Origin of the sequence: Hartmannibacter diazotrophicus (genome assembly GCF_900231165.1) — a bacterium.
GTDB lineage: Bacteria > Pseudomonadota > Alphaproteobacteria > Rhizobiales > Pleomorphomonadaceae > Hartmannibacter > Hartmannibacter diazotrophicus.
Window position 1 is genome coordinate 3,725,378 of sequence record NZ_LT960614.1, and the last position, 16,481, is coordinate 3,741,858.

Sequence of the window (16,481 nt, forward strand, 5' to 3'; positions counted from 1 at the left end):
GCGCCGCCTTCATGCCAGTGCCCAGAAATAGCGGGTCACATGAAAGAACAGCGGCGCCGCGAAGATCACCGAATCGAGCCGGTCGATGAAACCGCCGTGGCCGGCGATCAGGTGGCCCCAGTCCTTGACGCCGCGATCGCGCTTGATCGCCGACATCACCAGCCCGCCGAAAAAGCCCATCAGCGTGATCAGGAGGCTCATCGCCCCGGCTTGAAGCGGCGTGAACGGTGTCATCCACCACAGCCCCGCGCCGATCAGCGTGGCCGAGAGACATCCTCCCAGAAAGCCCTCGATCGTCTTCGAGGGCGACAGGTGCGGCGCGATCTTGCGGCGCCCGATCAGCTTGCCCCAGACGTATTGCAGCACATCGCTCAATTGCACGACGATCACGAGGAAGGCGATCAGCAGGACGCCTCGCCCCTCGTATCCGGGAATCTTCAAATCCATCAGCGCGGGCACATGCGACATGCAGAAGACGCAGATCATCAGCGCCCATTGCATCTCGGCGATCCGGATCAGGAAATTACGGGTCATTCCCGACAAGGCCGAGACGATGGGCAGGAACAGGAAGACGTAGACCGGAATGAAGATCGAGTAGAAGCCGTACCAATCGATCCAGATCAGCCAGAACTGCAGCGGCAGCACCACGAAGAAGGCCGCCACCAGAGTCGCGTGATCGGCGCGCGAGGCATTGGTCAGCGTCATGAATTCGCGCAGGGCCGCGAAGGAACTCAGCGCAAAAAGCAGGATCACCCCGAAGCGTCCGCCGACAAGAGCGATCGAGATCACGATCGCCATCACCCACCACGCACGGATCCGGTCGTTGAGGTTCTCGATGGTCGTGTTCTGCCTGTCCGGCGACATCCGGCGCTGCAGCACGAACCCGACCAGCGAAGCGAAGACGAGGACGCCGACGATCCCGCCGATGACCCGCAGGAGATCGTCAGGTACATCCCACATCATGCGGTCTCCGTCCGCGGACGCAGCGCCAGTAGCGCCTCGCGGGCGCGCTCGAGGAATTGCGGTATTGCTTCGCCTTCGCTCACCCGGATCGGCGCGCCGAAGGTCACGCGGCACATCAGCGGAACCGGAATCAGGGCACCTTTCGGGAGGACGCGGTTGAGATTGTCGATCCAGACCGGCACGACGTCGACATCGGGCCGAACGGCGGCAAGGCGGGCAAGGCCGGTCTTGAAGGGCATCAGCGCTTCGTCCCCGAGATTGCGCGTGCCCTCGGGAAAGAGAATGAGGGAGGCGCCCTCATCAAGTGCCGTGGCCATCTGCGCGATCGGATCGCCGCGATGGGCAAGCGGGGTACGGTCGATCAGGACGCTGTTGAAGACGCTCGTGCCGATGAAGCGGCGCAGGGCGTCGCCATTCCAGTAGTCAGCCCCCGCCACGGGCCGGGTCGCTGTCCTCAGCCTCGGCGGCAGCACCGACCAGATGAGAACGAAATCACCGTGGCTGACGTGGTTGGCGAAATAGATGCGTTGCCCGGTCGAGATCGGGTCCACGCCGCGCCAGTCCGGCTGGACTGCGGTCAACAGCCGGGCGAAGGACGTGATCCCCCAGGCCGCGAAGCGCGCGGCGAACCGAACTGCACAATTGTCCACGGAAAATGACCCCGGCACGTCCCCGTCCCCGCCTGCGATCCCCGACTAGCGGATGGACGATAAACCGCCGCAAGAATGCGCACAACGCGGCAGCTTGGCGAGGGTGTCAAACGGGCTCGAAGTGGTCGCCGCACCTCGGCGCGCTCTCGCGCATTGAGCCTATCGCGCCCGCAGGATATCCGCGCGAAGGTCGTCCCAAGTCTTGGTCACCGCTTCCAGCGTGAAGGGAAAATCGTTCCACGCGCGCCGGCGCAGCGCCTCGCGCTTCTCGTCATCGCCGATGAGGTCTTCCAACGCGGCGGCAAGATCGTCTTTCGTCACCGCATCGACGAAGCGGGCCCGGTGCTCGCCGATTTCGGCAAGCCCGCCGCGCCGGCTGGCAATCAGCGCGCATCCGGCGCTGAGCGCCTCGACGGCCGTGCGCGGAAAGGCATCCTCGCAGTTCGACGGCACGGCCGAGATCGCGGCGCGGGCAAGATGCTGCATCACCTCCTCGTTCGGCCGAAAGCCGATGGCGTGGATGCGGTCGCAGGAGGACGCGGCCTTCGCCACTGCCTTCTCGAAGTCGGAAAGCTCGCTCGTCCCCTCGAACCATGACGCGCCAATCAATGTCGCGCTCCAGTCCGGATGACGCGGCAGGACCTCGGCCAGCGCCTCGGTGAATTCCAGGACGCCCTTTTCCGGCACGACACGGCCGACGAAAACGACCTCCTTCGCCTTCTTCGCCGGAAAATCGCCCTCATGCGGCATGCCGCTGTGGATGACGAAGACCCGCGCCGCATCCGCTGCATCAAGGCCCTCGATAAAACGGCCGCGCACGAATTCGCTGACGCAGTAGACCCGGTTGAGGCTCGCCATCAGCCGCCGGCGTTCACCCGCTTCCCGCGCGCCCTTCACCGTGAAGGGGTCGTTGCCGATATAGACCGTCACCGGCACTTGGCGCAGCTTCCTTGCAAGCCAGAGCGCGATCAGAGGCCGATTGAAAACCTCGATCATATCCGGCGGCGCCTTGCGCACGGCGTCGAGATAGGCGCGCGCGAAACCCATGTTGCGCCCGAACAGCCGGTGCCAGCGGTTCATCCTGACGGGCTGGAAGGCCACGCCCTCGAAGGGTTTGTCGGTCGGAATGCCGAAGACGGTGATCGCCTCGCGATACCGGCTGACGCGAACCGTCTGCACGATATTCAGCGCGAAGGCCCCCGCGCCCGAAGCACTGAACCGTTCCTTCGGATGCAGCAGGCAGTGAATTCTCGGGCCAGACCTCATGCCCGCAGCCCCAGTCATCTCCCCGGCCCGGTCGGCCAGCCGTAGTCGCGGCTGAACGGCTGCTCGAACAGGCTTTCCAGCATGTATTGCGCGACGATGTCGGAGCGGGTGCGCTCATGCGCGATCCGCCAGCCGGTCTCTGCGATCTTGCGCCGCCGGGCATCGTCCACCGCCAGTTCAACCACATGGTCGACGACCTGCTGCCGGTTTGCGAAGGGCACGACGCCATCCTCGTAGAGCGCTTCAAGCCGGGCCGAGGCGACGGTGTGAACCAGCGTGCCCTGCCCGAACAGCAGTGCGATCCGGTCGGACGAATAGAGGAAAGGCACGTCCACCTTGTCGTCGAGCGGCAGGTTGATGTTCTGCGCCGAGCGGGCGATCGTCTCCAGGAAGGCCGTGCTGCGCACGCGCGGCGTTCCGCGCACGCCGCCGCCGAAGAAGCGACGGATATCCGGCGGCAGCAGGCGGTCGATCTCCTCCACCTGCTCGGTCCGCCGCACGATGCCGGTCCCAAGGAACATGGCGTCATAGTCGAGCGCCTCGCGCGGCATCTCGAACACCCGCGCGGTCTCGTAGGACGGCTCGACCGGGTTCGGGAAGAAGACGATGGACCCCAGCCGTGGCGCGATCGCCGTAAGAACCTCCGGCTCGGCCGTGGTGATGAAAGAGAGCTTCACCCGTTCGGCGCGGCGGCGGAAGTCCGCCATTGTTTCCGCCCGCTCGGTCGGATCGACGTTATATTGCGCCAGCATGACGCCCGGATACTGTTCCGCGATCCGCTCGATGGTCCGGTTGGTCACAAGATCGGAATGACCGAAGAGCAGCACATGCGGCTTGTAGTGACCGACGAGTTCCAGAAGCTTGGCATTCATCGCCGGCGCGCCGAGCTTGCTGCGCCGGAAGATGTTCGATTCCCGCGCGACATCGCGGTCCGAAAAGGCCACCACATTGTGGCCGAGGCGGATGAAGCCGGCCCGGAGGCGCTGTTCGGTCGAATAATAGGGTCGCAGCAGCGTCTTGCGGCCGAAGTCGGCGCAGATGACAATCCGGTAGCTGGTCATGTGCACATTCGCTGGTGTCTTGTTCCGCTCGATTCCTGCCCCTGGCGAGAATCAGCTCTGATAGAGGCCTTCGGCTTCGCGCGCCTTGAACCATTCGTATGTTGAACGAATGCCATCCTCCAGTGCGGTGGTCGGCTTCCAGCCCATGTCCAGCAGCCGGGTGCTGTCCATCAGCTTGCGCGGCATGCCGTCCGGCTTGGTCAGATCGTGCCGGATGCGGCCTTCGAAGCCGACGATCTTGCAGACAAGTTCCGTGAGTTCCAGGATGCTGATGTCCTTTCCGGACCCGACATTGACGTGGTCATGCCCGGAATAGCTCTTCAGCAGAAAGACAAGGGCGTCGGCGCAGTCATCGCAGTGCAGGAACTCCCGGCGCGGGGTTCCGGTCCCCCACATGACCAGTTCCTCGTCGCCGCGCCGCTTCGCCTCGTGCGTCTTGCGGATGAGCGCGGGCAGAACGTGACTGGAATTGAGATCGAAATTGTCGCCCGGCCCATAGAGGTTGGTGGGCATGGCGGAGATATAGTCGTGGCCATACTGCTTGCGGTAGGCCTGCGCGAGCCGGATACCGGCGATCTTGGCGATCGCATAGGCCTCGTTCGTCGGCTCCAGCGGTCCCGTCAGCAGGCTGTCCTCGCGCATGGGCTGGGCCGCCATCTTCGGGTAGATGCAGGACGAACCGAGAAAGAGAATCTTTTCAACGCCCGTTTCGTGGGCGGACTTCATGATGTTGGTCTCGATCATCAGATTTTCATAAAGAAAATCGACCGGATATGTGTCGTTCGCCAGAATGCCGCCAACGCGGGCGGCAGCAATGACGATGGCATCGGGGCGGCTTTCGGCCAGAAAGTCTTCGACTTCCACCTGCCGCGTGAGATCGACGGCCTGGCGGTCGACGGCCACCATCTCGCAGTTTTCCGATGCAAGCCGGCGTGAAACGGCCGACCCGACCAGACCGCGGTGCCCCGCCACCCAAACCTTCTTTCCTTCAAGAGAATACATACCCGGATTTCCCGTTTGTCTTTTGCATCGCAAGGCTCTTGAGCCGCAGGCGGCCAGGTCGAAACATCGTGGGTCGCCATTCACTCAAAAAACACAACAGCATCCTGCTCGCCCCGGCCGGCTCTCGCCAAGCCGTACATTGTTCACAAGGTTGTTCCTTCGGACGCCAATGCACTTCGCAGCAGGTGGCAAGTGCGGACATGTAGCCGACTTTGCTCGATGGCGCCATTGGGGATGGGGTGGGTCTGGCGCTGAAATCCGGCTTGCATCGGACGCAAGTTCTCTGCCCGCTCGTCGCCCTGTCGGGAGACCCTCGCCCCGCTCAGTTGGCGAGGCGGTTGCGCAACTTGACCAGTCCTTCAAGGGCGAAGTCGCCGAGCGCCGAAAGTGGCGCTGCCTTGCGCGCGGCGCGCTGGCTCCTCAGCGGACTGCCGACAAGTCCGTCCGCCTCGTCCTTGGCCCCGGCGATAATCTCGCCTATGCCGGCAAACATGTTGTAGCGCTCAAGCACCAGCCGGCGCGCCTCGAGGATATGCGGCAGGCGCTTCTCGTATTCATTGTCGGCGATGGCGGCCTTGATCCGTTCGGCGACCTCTTCCGGCTTGCTGATATCGATGGGGATGAAGCTTTCCGGCGGGAAATAGTCGTCCGCGTTCGGCGCGCCGAAATAAAAGGGCAGCGTGAAGCCAAGGAAGGCATCGGCCAGCTTTTCGGTCCAGTGATGCAGGCTCCGATGATTCTCGACCGCGACGTGGTAGCGGTAGTCGTCGAGCGCCTCCGCCTTGTCGTCCATCGGCCGTACACCGTGGCCGAAGACCTCCAGCTCGGGCAGCAGCTTCTTCAGCTCCTGCGTGAAGATCAGCCGCCGCGCATGCAGCGTGTGCGCCTGCGCCTTGCTGGAACAGACAGTGGAGACCGTCAGCGTCTTCTCCGGCACTGGCATCGCGGCCAGCGTATCCTTGTCGATCAGCCTGTCGCCGTTCCAGCCGTAGAACCAGCGGATCCCGATCTGCCGGAAGTGATGATGGGGATGGCGGATCGCCCACGGCTCCTGGCTGCTGGCGATATGGCCGAACTGGCGTAGGAACCGGTGCCCGTAGATCTTGATCGAGCTCGGCTCGGAGGTCAGCAGGATCGTGCGGTTGGCCGGGCAGGAAAGCCGGTCGATGCGCGTCGAGAAGCGCTTGCCCTGGTCGGCCGGCAGGTTGTCGTAGATGACGACCCAATCGTAGTCCTCCGCGTCCCAGTCGAACGTGAAGGTCAGGCCGTCCATGGGCTTGGCGGAAAGTTGCCGGGAAAGGAGCGCGGGATTGCCGATGCGACCGAAGAACTTGACGACGAGCGGTCTCGCCTCGTCCGTGGCCCCCCTGGGCGGATCGCCGGCCTTGCCTTCGGCCAGACCGGCGCCACCCGCCCTTTCCCCGACGGTCATTTGAAGGCGACTTCCAGAATCTCGTAGGAGCGCGCCCCGCCCGGTGCGGAAACCTCGATGGTGTCGCCAACGGACTTGCCGATCAGCGCGCGGGAAATCGGCGAGGAAATCGAGATCTTGCCGAGCTTCACATCCGCCTCGGCATCGCCAACGATCTGATACGTCTTTTCTTCTTCCGTATCCTCGTCGACCAGCGTCACCGTCGCCCCGAACTTGACCGAGGTTCCGGTCAGCTTGGCGACATCGATGATCTCGGCGCGCGAGATCAGATCCTCGATTTCGGACACCCGGCCCTCGTTGAGGCTCTGCTGCTCCTTGGCCGCGTGATACTCGGCATTCTCCGAAAGATCGCCGTGGGCGCGTGCCTCGGCGATCGCCGCGATGATCTTCGGACGATCTTCCGACTTGCGCCGCTGCAACTCGGCTTCGAGAGCGGCATAGCCGCCCATGGTCATCGGAACCTTTTCCATCGGACTTCGAACCTTTCACAAAAAATCAGGGCGCCCGGCGCTCGTCGCACCGGGCACGCAAAATCCGTCACTGACTGAACCGCCGCATCGTCAGGATCACTTCTGCCGCAAGACCGACCGGCCCTGGCGCTGAAGCTCACTACACCTGACGAAGGACGAAACGGCCCTCGGCAACCCCTCCAAAGGCCTACGGGCCTTGAGGCGGCGACAAGGGCCCGGCGCCTGGCCGGCGCCATTTCCTTGGCGCTTCGGTCCTGAACGGAATGCACTGTTTCCTCGCGGATCGCCCGGCGCCAAGCCGTCGCGACCATTTTCCGTCTCACCCGAAGCGTTGAACGGCGAAACCACTCCGTCGCAATGACGGCCGGTCCCGCAAGCCTTCCGGCTGCCCTCCCCGCTTATTCATTCGTCCCGCCATCCGGGCGGGGCCGTGGAGCAAGGCCGCCAACGATGAATCGCGGCGGCCCTTTCAAGTTGGCATATCAAAGCGGATGCCGGAGGAAATTTCAATACGCCGTGCAACAAGCGCCTCGGCGGTGGAAATCCGGCAGGACGTGCCAGAGAGCGAAAACCCGCCGGACAAATCTCAGGCGAAATACTCCTGCAGCGACCGGACGCCCGCCTCGCCCGCGACCCAGGCCTCAATGCCCCGCGCCGCGGCGGAGGCACCCGCCACCGTCGTGTAGTAGGGCACCTTGTGCATCAGAGCCGCCCGGCGCAGCGACCGGCTGTCGCCCACCGCCCGCGCGCCGTCCGTCGTGTTGAAGACGAGCTGGACACCGCCGTTCTTGATCGCGTCGACGATATGCGGCCGGCCTTCCAGCACCTTGTTCATCTTGGTGCAGGCAATGTCGTTCTGGGCCAGCCAGCGCTGGGTGCCGGACGTCGCGACGATATTGAAGCCGAGCGCCGAAAGCCGGCGCATGGGCTCCAGGATCTTGGGCTTGTCGGCATCCTTCACTGACACGAACACCGTGCCGGAGGTCGGAATGCGGCTGCCGGCGCCAAGCTGCGACTTGGCGAAGGCCACCGGGAACGCCCCGTTGAGGCCCATCACCTCGCCCGTCGAGCGCATTTCCGGCCCGAGCAGCGTGTCGACGCCGGGGAAGCGCGCGAAGGGGAACACCGCTTCCTTGACCGCGATGTGGTCGAGCTTGCGCTCTTTCAGGTCGAAGCTTGCCAGCTTTTCCCCGGCCATGACGCGCGCGGCGATCTTGGCCACAGGAATGCCGACGGTCTTGGCGACGAAAGGCACCGTGCGCGAGGCGCGCGGGTTGACCTCCAGCACGTAGATCACGTCGTCCTTGATCGCATACTGCACGTTCATCAGGCCGCCGACATTGAGCGACAGCGCCAGCTTGCGCGTCTGGGCCTTCAGTTTCTCGACCATCTCGGGCTTGAGCGAATAGGGCGGCAACGAACAGGCGCTGTCACCCGAATGGATGCCCGCCTCCTCGATATGCTCCATGATGCCGCAGACGAAGACGTCCTCACCGTCGCAGAGCGCATCGACGTCCACCTCGACGGCAGACGACAGATAGCTGTCGATCAGTACCGGCGAGGTGCCGGAGACGACCACCGCCTCGTTGATGTAGCGCTCCAGCTGCGTCATGTCGTGGACGATTTCCATCGCCCGCCCGCCGAGCACGTAGGAGGGGCGGATGACAACGGGGAAGCCGATCGCCTCGGCAATGTTCCTGGCTTCCTCGCCGGAGCGCGCAATGCCGTTTTCCGGCTGCTTCAGCCCTTCCTTGACGAGCAGCTTCTGGAAGCGGTCGCGGTCCTCGGCAAGGTCGATCGCATCCGGCGATGTGCCGAGGATCGGGATGCCGGCCTGCTGCAGCGCCTCGGCGAGCTTCAGCGGCGTCTGGCCGCCGAACTGCACGATGACGCCGTGCAGCGTTCCGGTTTTCTGCTCGCGCTTGAGGATTTCCAGCACGTCCTCGGCCGTCAGCGGCTCGAAATAGAGCCGGTCGGAGGTGTCGTAGTCGGTCGAGACGGTTTCCGGGTTGCAGTTGACCATGATCGCTTCATAGCCCGCGTCCTTGAGGGCGAAGGCCGCATGGCAGCAGCAATAATCGAACTCGATGCCCTGGCCGATCCGGTTCGGACCGCCGCCGAGGATGACGACCTTGCGGGCATCGGACGTGTGCGCCTCGTCCGCCAGCGCGCCGGCGAAGGGCATCTCGTAGGACGAGTACATATAGGCCGTCGGCGAGGCGAATTCGGCCGCGCAAGTGTCGATGCGCTTGTAGACCGGGTGAACGCCAAGGCGCGTGCGCAGCGCCGACACATCCTCCGGGCTCCGCCCGGCAAGCTTGGCGAGCCGGGTATCGGAAAAGCCCATGGCCTTCAGATTCCGAAGCTGCCCGGCCGTCTCCGGCAGGCCGTGCTCGGCGATCTTCCCCTCGACCGCCACGATCGTCTCCAGATGACGCAGGAACCACGGATCGATCTTGCAGGCGTCGTGGATCTGCTCGACCGTGAAGCCATGCCGGAGCGCCTGCGCACAGACGAGCAGCCGGTCCGGCGTCGGTCGCGCAAGCTCGGCACGGATGGCGTTCTTGTCGTCTCCCTCGCCAAGGCCGGGGATGGCGATCTCGTCGAGCCCGGACAGGCCCGTCTCAAGGCCGCGAAGCGCCTTCTGCAGGCTTTCGGGGAAGCTCCGTCCGATCGCCATCACCTCGCCGACCGACTTCATCGACGTCGACAGCAGCGGCTCTGCGCCGGGGAATTTCTCGAAGGCAAAACGCGGGATCTTGGTGACGACATAGTCGATGGTCGGCTCGAAGGCCGCCGGCGTCGCCCCGCCCGTGATGTCGTTCTCAAGCTCGTCGAGCGTATAGCCGACGGCGAGACGTGCGGCGACCTTGGCGATCGGAAAGCCGGTCGCCTTCGACGCCAGCGCCGAGGAACGCGACACGCGCGGGTTCATCTCGATCACGATCATGCGCCCGTCGGCCGGGTTCACCGCGAACTGGACGTTCGATCCGCCCGTCTCCACGCCGATCTCGCGCAGCACCGCCAACGAGGCGTCGCGCATGATCTGGTATTCCTTGTCCGTCAGCGTCAGCGCCGGTGCGACGGTGATGGAATCGCCGGTGTGGATGCCCATCGGGTCGATATTCTCGATGGAGCAGATGATGATGCAGTTGTCGTCCCGATCGCGGACGACCTCCATCTCGTATTCCTTCCAGCCGAGAACCGATTCCTCGATCAGCACCTCGTTGGTCGGCGAGGCGTCGACGCCGCGCTCGATGATGTCGATGAATTCCTCGCGCGTGTAGGCAATGCCGCCGCCGGTGCCGCCCATGGTGAAGGACGGACGGATGATGGCCGGCAGGCCGATCTCGTCGAGCGCCGGCAGCGCCTCGACCAGCGAATGGGCGAGCAGCGACTTCGGCGTCTCCAGGCCGATCTTCGTCATCGCGTCGCGGAAGAGCTCGCGGTCTTCCGCCTTGTCGATCGCTTCCGCGGTCGCGCCGATCATCTCGACGCCGAATTTCTCCAACACGCCCATCTTGCGCAGCGACAGCGCGCAGTTGAGCGCCGTCTGCCCGCCCATGGTCGGCAGCAGCGCGTCGGGCCGCTCCTTCTCGATGATCTTGGCGACCACTTCCGGCGTGATCGGCTCGATATAGGTCGCGTCCGCCAGTTCCGGATCGGTCATGATCGTCGCCGGATTGGAGTTGACGAGGATGATCCTGTAGCCCTCGGCCTTCAGCGCCTTGCAGGCCTGGGTGCCTGAATAGTCGAATTCGCAGGCCTGTCCGATGACAATCGGTCCGGCGCCTATGATGAGAATGGATTGAATGTCGGTGCGTTTCGGCATCGGAACTCGCGTTGACGCGCATCCGCGCGAAAAGGCACGGGGAGACGTGCTGTGCGCGGGCGGCGTTTCTTCTTGAAGCGTCTGGGCTGGCGGGGCTTATAGTCGAAAAGAATGGAGTCTGAAACCCTCGCTGACCGGCCTTGTTCGATTGTTGACATCTTGCTGGCCGGTATTTGGCGCAGAACGCGGGCTGTGGACGAAACCATGCGCGCCGGGCTACGACATGACGAGCGCAAACCGCGGGAGACGAAGCGATGAAGTGGCGTGGTCGCAGACAGAGCAGCAATGTCGAGGATCAGCGCGGCGGCTCCGGTGGATTCGGCGGCGGATTGGGCGGAGGCTTCGGCAGCAGCCGGCGCGTCCGCCTACCCGTGGGTCGCCGGACCGGAGGCATGAGCCTCGGCACGCTGATCATCGTCGGCATCGTGCTGATGTTCCTCGGCATCAATCCGCTGACGCTTCTGACCGGCAGTCTCGGCGACCTTGGAGGCTCTGGCACGTCATATACGACCGACGAACCGTCGACCGGGGGCCGGACCACGGCGCAGAACGACGAGATGAAGCAGTTCGTCTCCGTCGTGCTCGCCGAGACCGAGGACACCTGGGGACGGATTTTCAGCGCGGCCGGCCAGTCCTATCCCAAACCGACCCTGGTCCTCTTTTCCAACCGCATCTCGTCGGCCTGCGGCTATGCCAGCGCCGCCAGCGGCCCCTTCTACTGCCCCGGCGACCGCAAGCTCTATATCGATCTTTCCTTCTATGACGAGTTGAAGCGCCGCTTCCAGGCACCCGGCGATTTCGCCCAGGCCTACGTCATCGCCCACGAGGTCGGCCACCACATCCAGAACCTCATCGGCGTCCTGCCGGAGTTCAATCGCCGCCGCCAGGCGATGTCGCAGGACGAGGCCAATGCCTATTCCGTGCGGGTCGAGCTGCAGGCCGACTGCTTTGCCGGCATCTGGGCCAACGACGCCGAAAGCCGCAGCATCCTCGACGTCGGCGACATCGACGAGGCGCTGAATGCGGCAACCCAGATCGGCGACGACGCCATCCAGAAGCGAACGCAGGGCTATGTCGTGCCCGAGAGCTTCAACCACGGCTCATCGACGCAGCGCAAACACTGGTTCAGGGTCGGCTATGAGTCCGGCGATGTCGGCGCCTGCGACACGCTCAACGCCCGCTCGCTCTAGGAGCAGGTCTGCCAGATGTCCCGTGCCGAGCGCCTGCTTGATCTGATCCAGATCCTCAGGGCGCATCGCCGTCCCGTCAGCGGCAAGACCCTTGCCGACGAACTCGGCATCAGCCTGCGCACGCTCTATCGCGACATCGACAGCCTGCGCGCGCAAGGGGCGGGCATCGAGGGCGAGGCCGGCCTCGGCTATGTGCTGAAGCCGGGCTTCATGCTGCCGCCGATGATGTTCTCCGAGGACGAGATCGAGGCGCTTGTGCTCGGCTCGCGCTGGGTGGCGAAGCGCTCCGCCGACGACAGGCTCTCAGGCGCGGCGCGAACCGCCCTCGCCCGCATCGGCGCCGTGCTGCCCGCCGATCTTCGCAGCGAACTGGAAAACTCCGCGCTCATGGTCGGTTCGGCCGCAGAGCCGAGACCCGCGGCCTTCGACATGGCCGAACTCAGAAAGGCGATCCGCACGGAGCATCCCGTCGAGATCGACTATCTCGACGCTGGCGGCACCTCGAGCCGGCGCACGCTCTGGCCCTTCGCGATCGGCTATTTCGATCACGTGCAACTCGTCGCTGCCTGGTGCGAACTGCGCACCGACTACCGCAACTTCCGCACCGATCGCATCACGGCTCTCAGCGTTCTGGAAAGGCGCTATCCCCGCCGCCGCGCGGCGCTCCTGAAGGAGTGGCGAAAAAAGGAAGGGGTCGACCCGCCGGAATTTTGAGAGATGGACGCTGCTGCCAGAATCTGACAGCAGCCTTTCCTATCGTTGCCACGTTCCAATCACGGGCCTGTTCGCCGGCCCGCTCGCAGGAAAGAGCAGCGACACCTCATGCAAAATCTCTCGTTCATCATTCTCTATGTCGACGACGTGGCGGCCAGCGCCCGCTTCTACGAAAAACTCTTCGGGCTGAAATCCGAGGCAGGGTCGGACAATTTCAGCAGTCTCGCGCTGGGTAACGGTCTCACCGTGGGCCTTTGGCGCCGTGACCAGGCCAGGCCGACGGCAACGTCGATGCCCGGAGCCGTGGAACTCTGCTTTCCGGTGCCCGACCTTGCCGCGCTCGAGGCGGCCCATGCCGCTGTCGTCGAAATCGGCGCTGCCATCCTCCAGCCGACGACGGAGATGGATTTCGGCACGACCTTCACCGCCGCCGATCCCGACGGGCATCGCCTGAGGGTCTTTCATCCGAACGGCGCCTGAGATCGTCGACACGAACAGAGCCACGCCCCCGCCATGGTGGGGGCGGAGGCCGCTTCAAGCAGAATCAGAAACGCAGGAACGGGCAGAAAGCATTTGAACCGACTCGGGAAATCGGCATGAGCCGCCCATTTCGGCGGCAGCGGCACATCACCGAGGGCCGCGCACCGGGACGCCTGACGGCAGCCGGCATATATAGGTCGTCGAACCAAATCATCCAGTGGCCTGGTAGCCACAAGGGCTTGAAATACGTAGCATTCCCATGCCTGCCTGCGCTCGCTGGGCGCATTTCCTTGTTTTTGCTCGGCAAAAGCGATCAGTCACATTTTGCATAACAGTCATGCAATGGACCGCCTTGTCTTGAGGCATAATGCATTCCATTTATGCATCAGCTGATGGATTTCTCCACCCCGCCAACTTCCTCCCGGCCGGGTCGAGTTTCAGCTGTTCCCCTCTGGGAACGTCCCCCACCCCTGTGGGCAGCGTTCCCTAACCTTATAAGGCCGGGCTTCGTGCCCGGCTTTTTTTTTGCGCTCGGCCCAAGGCGCGGACCGACACCGCCCTTCATCCGACCGGAAGCACCATCGGCTTGATCCGGTGGCTTCACCACCGGACCGAACAAACGAGGCATCGTCTCGCCCCCAACTGCTCCCACTGGACACTTGGACGGAACCCACACTGAATCTGATTCACATGTTTAAGGGTCAAAGCATATATAAATCATATGCTTAACTGCTAAACCTGAATCATGAATCGATGTGCCGGCAACGCGCCGCAAATCGCTCGCAGCCTACATGAACAACATCTCGCCCTTGATGTCCTTGTAGAGCCCGGACACCTGCTCGGCGTATCCGTTGAAGAGAAGAGTCGGGACGAGTTCGCCGGTCTGCAGCACGCGCTCCTGCGCCTGGCTCCAGCGCGGATGCGGCACATCCGGGTTCACATTCGCCCAGAAGCCGTATTCGGCCGGCTGGATCGCCTCCCAGAATGTCTTCGGCCGTTCGTCGGTGAACGTGACGCGCACGATCGACTTGATCGACTTGAAGCCGTATTTCCACGGCGTCGCCAGCCGCAGCGGCGCGCCGAACTGCTTGAGCAGTGGCTTGCCGTAGGCACCCGTCGCCATGAAGGCGAGCTCGTTGGTCGCCTCGGCCATCGTCAGTCCCTCGACATAGGGCCACGGATACCAGACCTGCTTTTGCCCCGGCGCCATGGCCGGATCGAGGAAGGTCTCCATGCGAACGTATTTCGCACCGGACAGCGGCTTGGCATAGTCGACCAGTTTCTTCAGCGGAAATCCGGTCCACGGGATCGCCATCGACCAGGCTTCGACGCAGCGGTGCCGGTAGAGCCGCTCTTCCAGCGTCATGGCCTTGACGAGATCGTCGAAGTCGACGGTCTTTTCCTTCTCCACCATGCCGCCGAACGTCACCGTCCAGGGCTCTGTCTTCAGCGCCTGCGCCGCGTCCGCCACATATTTCTGCGTGCCGAACTCATAGAAGTTGTTGTAGTTGGCGTTGATCTTCTCCGGCGTGATCGGCCGGTCGAGCTTGTAGGCTTCGTTGCGCGGCGCCGGATAGCCGTCCATGCCGGCCGCGAAGGCCGACGTGATGCCGCCGGGGGCGAGCGCCATGGCACTGCCGAAGCCGGCGGCGGCAAGAAGCTGACGCCTGTTCAGGAACACGTCCTCTGGCGTTGCCAGGTGCTCGGGGATCTCCCATGAGTGCTTGCGACCGATCTTCATCTCCAGCTCCTAATAATGGTTCTCCCCATGGACTTCGAACGGTAGACGCCGATCGTTACGGTTCAACACACGATCGTGTCATTTCCCGAGTGCGGCTTGCGGCCAGCCTTTGCCGACCTGCATGAAACGAAAGGCACCTTTGCCGAAAAAGCCCGCGGAACGCCTTGCGCGGGACCGTGGGTCCGCCTAATACCAAGTCACCGGACAGACCCGGTCCGGATCACAGCTTTTTGTCTCCACGGAGCTTTCCCGATGTCCTTCCTGTCCGCCTCCCTCGCCCGCGTGAAGCCGTCTCCGACCATCGCGGTGACGACGAAAGCCCGCGAGCTGAAAGCGGCGGGCCGCGACGTCATCGGCCTTGGCGCCGGCGAGCCCGATTTCGACACGCCCGACAACATCAAGGAAGCCGCCATCCGCGCGATCCGCGAGGGCAAGACGAAGTATACCGCCGTCGACGGCATCCCGGAGCTGAAGGAAGCGATCGTCGCCAAGTTCAAGCGCGAGAACAATCTCGACTACAAGGCCGCGCAGGTCTCCGTCGGCACCGGCGGCAAGCAAGTGCTCTACAATGCCCTGATGGCGACGCTGAACCCCGGCGACGAAGTGATCGTCCCGGCACCCTACTGGGTCAGCTATCCGGACATGGTGCTGCTCGCCGGCGGCGAGCCGGTCAGCGTCACGGCCGGTGCCGAGACCGGCTTCAAGCTGCAGCCCGACGTTCTGGAAGCGGCGATCACGCCGAAGACCAAGTGGCTGATCTTCAACTCGCCGTCGAACCCGACGGGCGCCGCCTACACGGCCGGTGAACTGAAGGCCCTCGCCGACGTGCTCATGCGCCATCCCCACGTCTGGGTGATGACCGACGACATGTACGAGCATCTCGTCTACGACGATTTCAAGTTCGCGACGCTGGCCGAAGTCGAGCCTGGTCTTTACGACCGCACCCTGACGGTCAACGGCGTGTCCAAGGCCTATGCGATGACCGGCTGGCGTATCGGCTATGCCGCCGGCCCGGTCCAGCTCATCAAGGCCATGGGCTCGATCCAGTCGCAGTCGACCTCGAACCCCTGCTCCATCGCGCAGTGGGCCGCCGTCGAGGCCCTGACCGGCCCGCAGGACTTCATCGCCACGAACAACGAAATCTTCAAGACGCGCCGCGACCTCGTCGTCTCGATGCTGAACCAGGCAAGGGGCATCAAGTGCCCGACGCCGGAAGGCGCCTTCTACGTCTATCCGTCCTGCGCCGACCTCATCGGCAAGAAGACGGAAAAGGGTGTCGAGATCGCCGACGACGAAATCTTCACCGGCGAGCTTCTGGAAGCGGAAGGCGTCGCCGTCGTTCAGGGCAGCGCCTTCGGCCTCGGCCCGGCCTTCCGCATTTCCTACGCGACGTCGACCTCGGATCTGGAAGAGGCCTGCACCCGCATCCAGCGCTTCTGCGCCTCGCTGCGCTGAGGCAGCCCGCAGGGCCTTTCACAGCCCCCGAGATCAGGACAACGCCGACATGATCCGTCATGCCGGCGTTGTTGTCTGAATCGGCACAACCATCTGAGAGTGCATCTGCCCAGAAATTGCCACAATAAATCCCGCCGCGGCCCCAATTCCTCCCTTTCGCCGGCCCATTCCTGCGTTCTCCTGCAACTGTTGGAAGTTTGCATTCTGCAGACAGTTGGCCAAAGG

General features: G+C 63.8%; 13 protein-coding genes. 4 read left to right on the forward strand and 9 right to left on the reverse strand.

Features of this window, described 5'->3' with window-relative positions:
* Positions 1-9: 9 nt before the first annotated feature.
* The 8 genes from HDIA_RS17370 to carB all read right to left on the reverse strand — a co-directional run bounded on the left by HDIA_RS17370 (position 10) and on the right by carB (position 10,676).
* Complete coding sequence (locus HDIA_RS17370) at positions 10-960, reverse strand: phosphatidate cytidylyltransferase (protein WP_099557313.1); 951 nt, start codon at positions 958-960, stop codon at positions 10-12.
* Positions 960-1,613: a lysophospholipid acyltransferase family protein gene (locus HDIA_RS17375; RefSeq protein ID WP_173796255.1), complete on the reverse strand. Its 654-nt coding sequence runs from the start codon at positions 1,611-1,613 to the stop codon at positions 960-962. The genes HDIA_RS17370 and HDIA_RS17375 overlap by 1 nt, the downstream gene beginning before the upstream one ends.
* 159 nt (positions 1,614-1,772) lie before the next feature.
* Positions 1,773-2,879 carry a glycosyltransferase family 4 protein gene (locus HDIA_RS17380; protein WP_162292663.1) on the reverse strand — a complete coding sequence of 369 codons (1,107 nt, stop codon included), beginning with the start codon at positions 2,877-2,879 and terminating at the stop codon, positions 1,773-1,775.
* A gap of 14 nt (positions 2,880-2,893) precedes the next feature.
* On the reverse strand, positions 2,894-3,940 hold the full coding sequence (locus HDIA_RS17385) for a CgeB family protein (RefSeq protein WP_099557315.1): 1,047 nt from the start codon (positions 3,938-3,940) through the stop codon (positions 2,894-2,896).
* Positions 3,941-3,991: 51 nt separating this feature from the next.
* Positions 3,992-4,942 carry a GDP-L-fucose synthase gene (gene fcl, locus HDIA_RS17390; protein ID WP_099557316.1) on the reverse strand — a complete coding sequence of 317 codons (951 nt, stop codon included), beginning with the start codon at positions 4,940-4,942 and terminating at the stop codon, positions 3,992-3,994.
* A gap of 322 nt (positions 4,943-5,264) precedes the next feature.
* Positions 5,265-6,374, reverse strand: a complete 1,110-nt coding sequence (locus HDIA_RS17395) for a glycosyltransferase family 10 domain-containing protein (protein WP_245883934.1) — start codon at positions 6,372-6,374, stop codon at positions 5,265-5,267.
* Positions 6,371-6,844, reverse strand: coding sequence for a transcription elongation factor GreA (gene greA, locus HDIA_RS17400; RefSeq protein ID WP_099557317.1), 474 nt, complete (start codon positions 6,842-6,844; stop codon positions 6,371-6,373). Before greA ends, HDIA_RS17395 begins: the two co-directional genes overlap by 4 nt.
* Positions 6,845-7,430: 586 nt before the next feature.
* Positions 7,431-10,676, reverse strand: coding sequence for a carbamoyl-phosphate synthase large subunit (gene carB, locus HDIA_RS17405; protein ID WP_099557318.1), 3,246 nt, complete (start codon positions 10,674-10,676; stop codon positions 7,431-7,433).
* Between the two features lie 254 nt (positions 10,677-10,930).
* On the opposite strand from carB, the gene ypfJ reads away from it, so the two are divergent.
* From ypfJ to HDIA_RS17420, 3 genes are all read left to right on the forward strand, one after another.
* Entirely contained in the window at positions 10,931-11,866 is a 936-nt protein-coding gene (gene ypfJ / locus HDIA_RS17410) for a KPN_02809 family neutral zinc metallopeptidase (protein WP_099557319.1), read from the forward strand.
* 15 nt (positions 11,867-11,881) lie between these two features.
* Positions 11,882-12,580, forward strand: coding sequence for a helix-turn-helix transcriptional regulator (locus HDIA_RS17415; protein ID WP_099557320.1), 699 nt, complete (start codon positions 11,882-11,884; stop codon positions 12,578-12,580).
* A gap of 108 nt (positions 12,581-12,688) precedes the next feature.
* Entirely contained in the window at positions 12,689-13,060 is a 372-nt protein-coding gene (locus HDIA_RS17420) for a VOC family protein (protein WP_099557321.1), read from the forward strand.
* A 787-nt stretch (positions 13,061-13,847) separates the two neighbouring features.
* Here the strand turns inward: HDIA_RS17420 and msrP are convergent.
* A complete protein-coding gene (gene msrP / locus HDIA_RS17425) occupies positions 13,848-14,801 on the reverse strand; it encodes a protein-methionine-sulfoxide reductase catalytic subunit MsrP (protein WP_099557322.1) in 954 nt (317 codons plus the stop codon).
* Between the two features lie 252 nt (positions 14,802-15,053).
* On the opposite strand from msrP, the gene HDIA_RS17430 reads away from it, so the two are divergent.
* On the forward strand, positions 15,054-16,256 hold the full coding sequence (locus HDIA_RS17430; RefSeq protein ID WP_099557323.1) for a pyridoxal phosphate-dependent aminotransferase: 1,203 nt from the start codon (positions 15,054-15,056) through the stop codon (positions 16,254-16,256).
* Positions 16,257-16,481 lie beyond the last annotated feature (225 nt).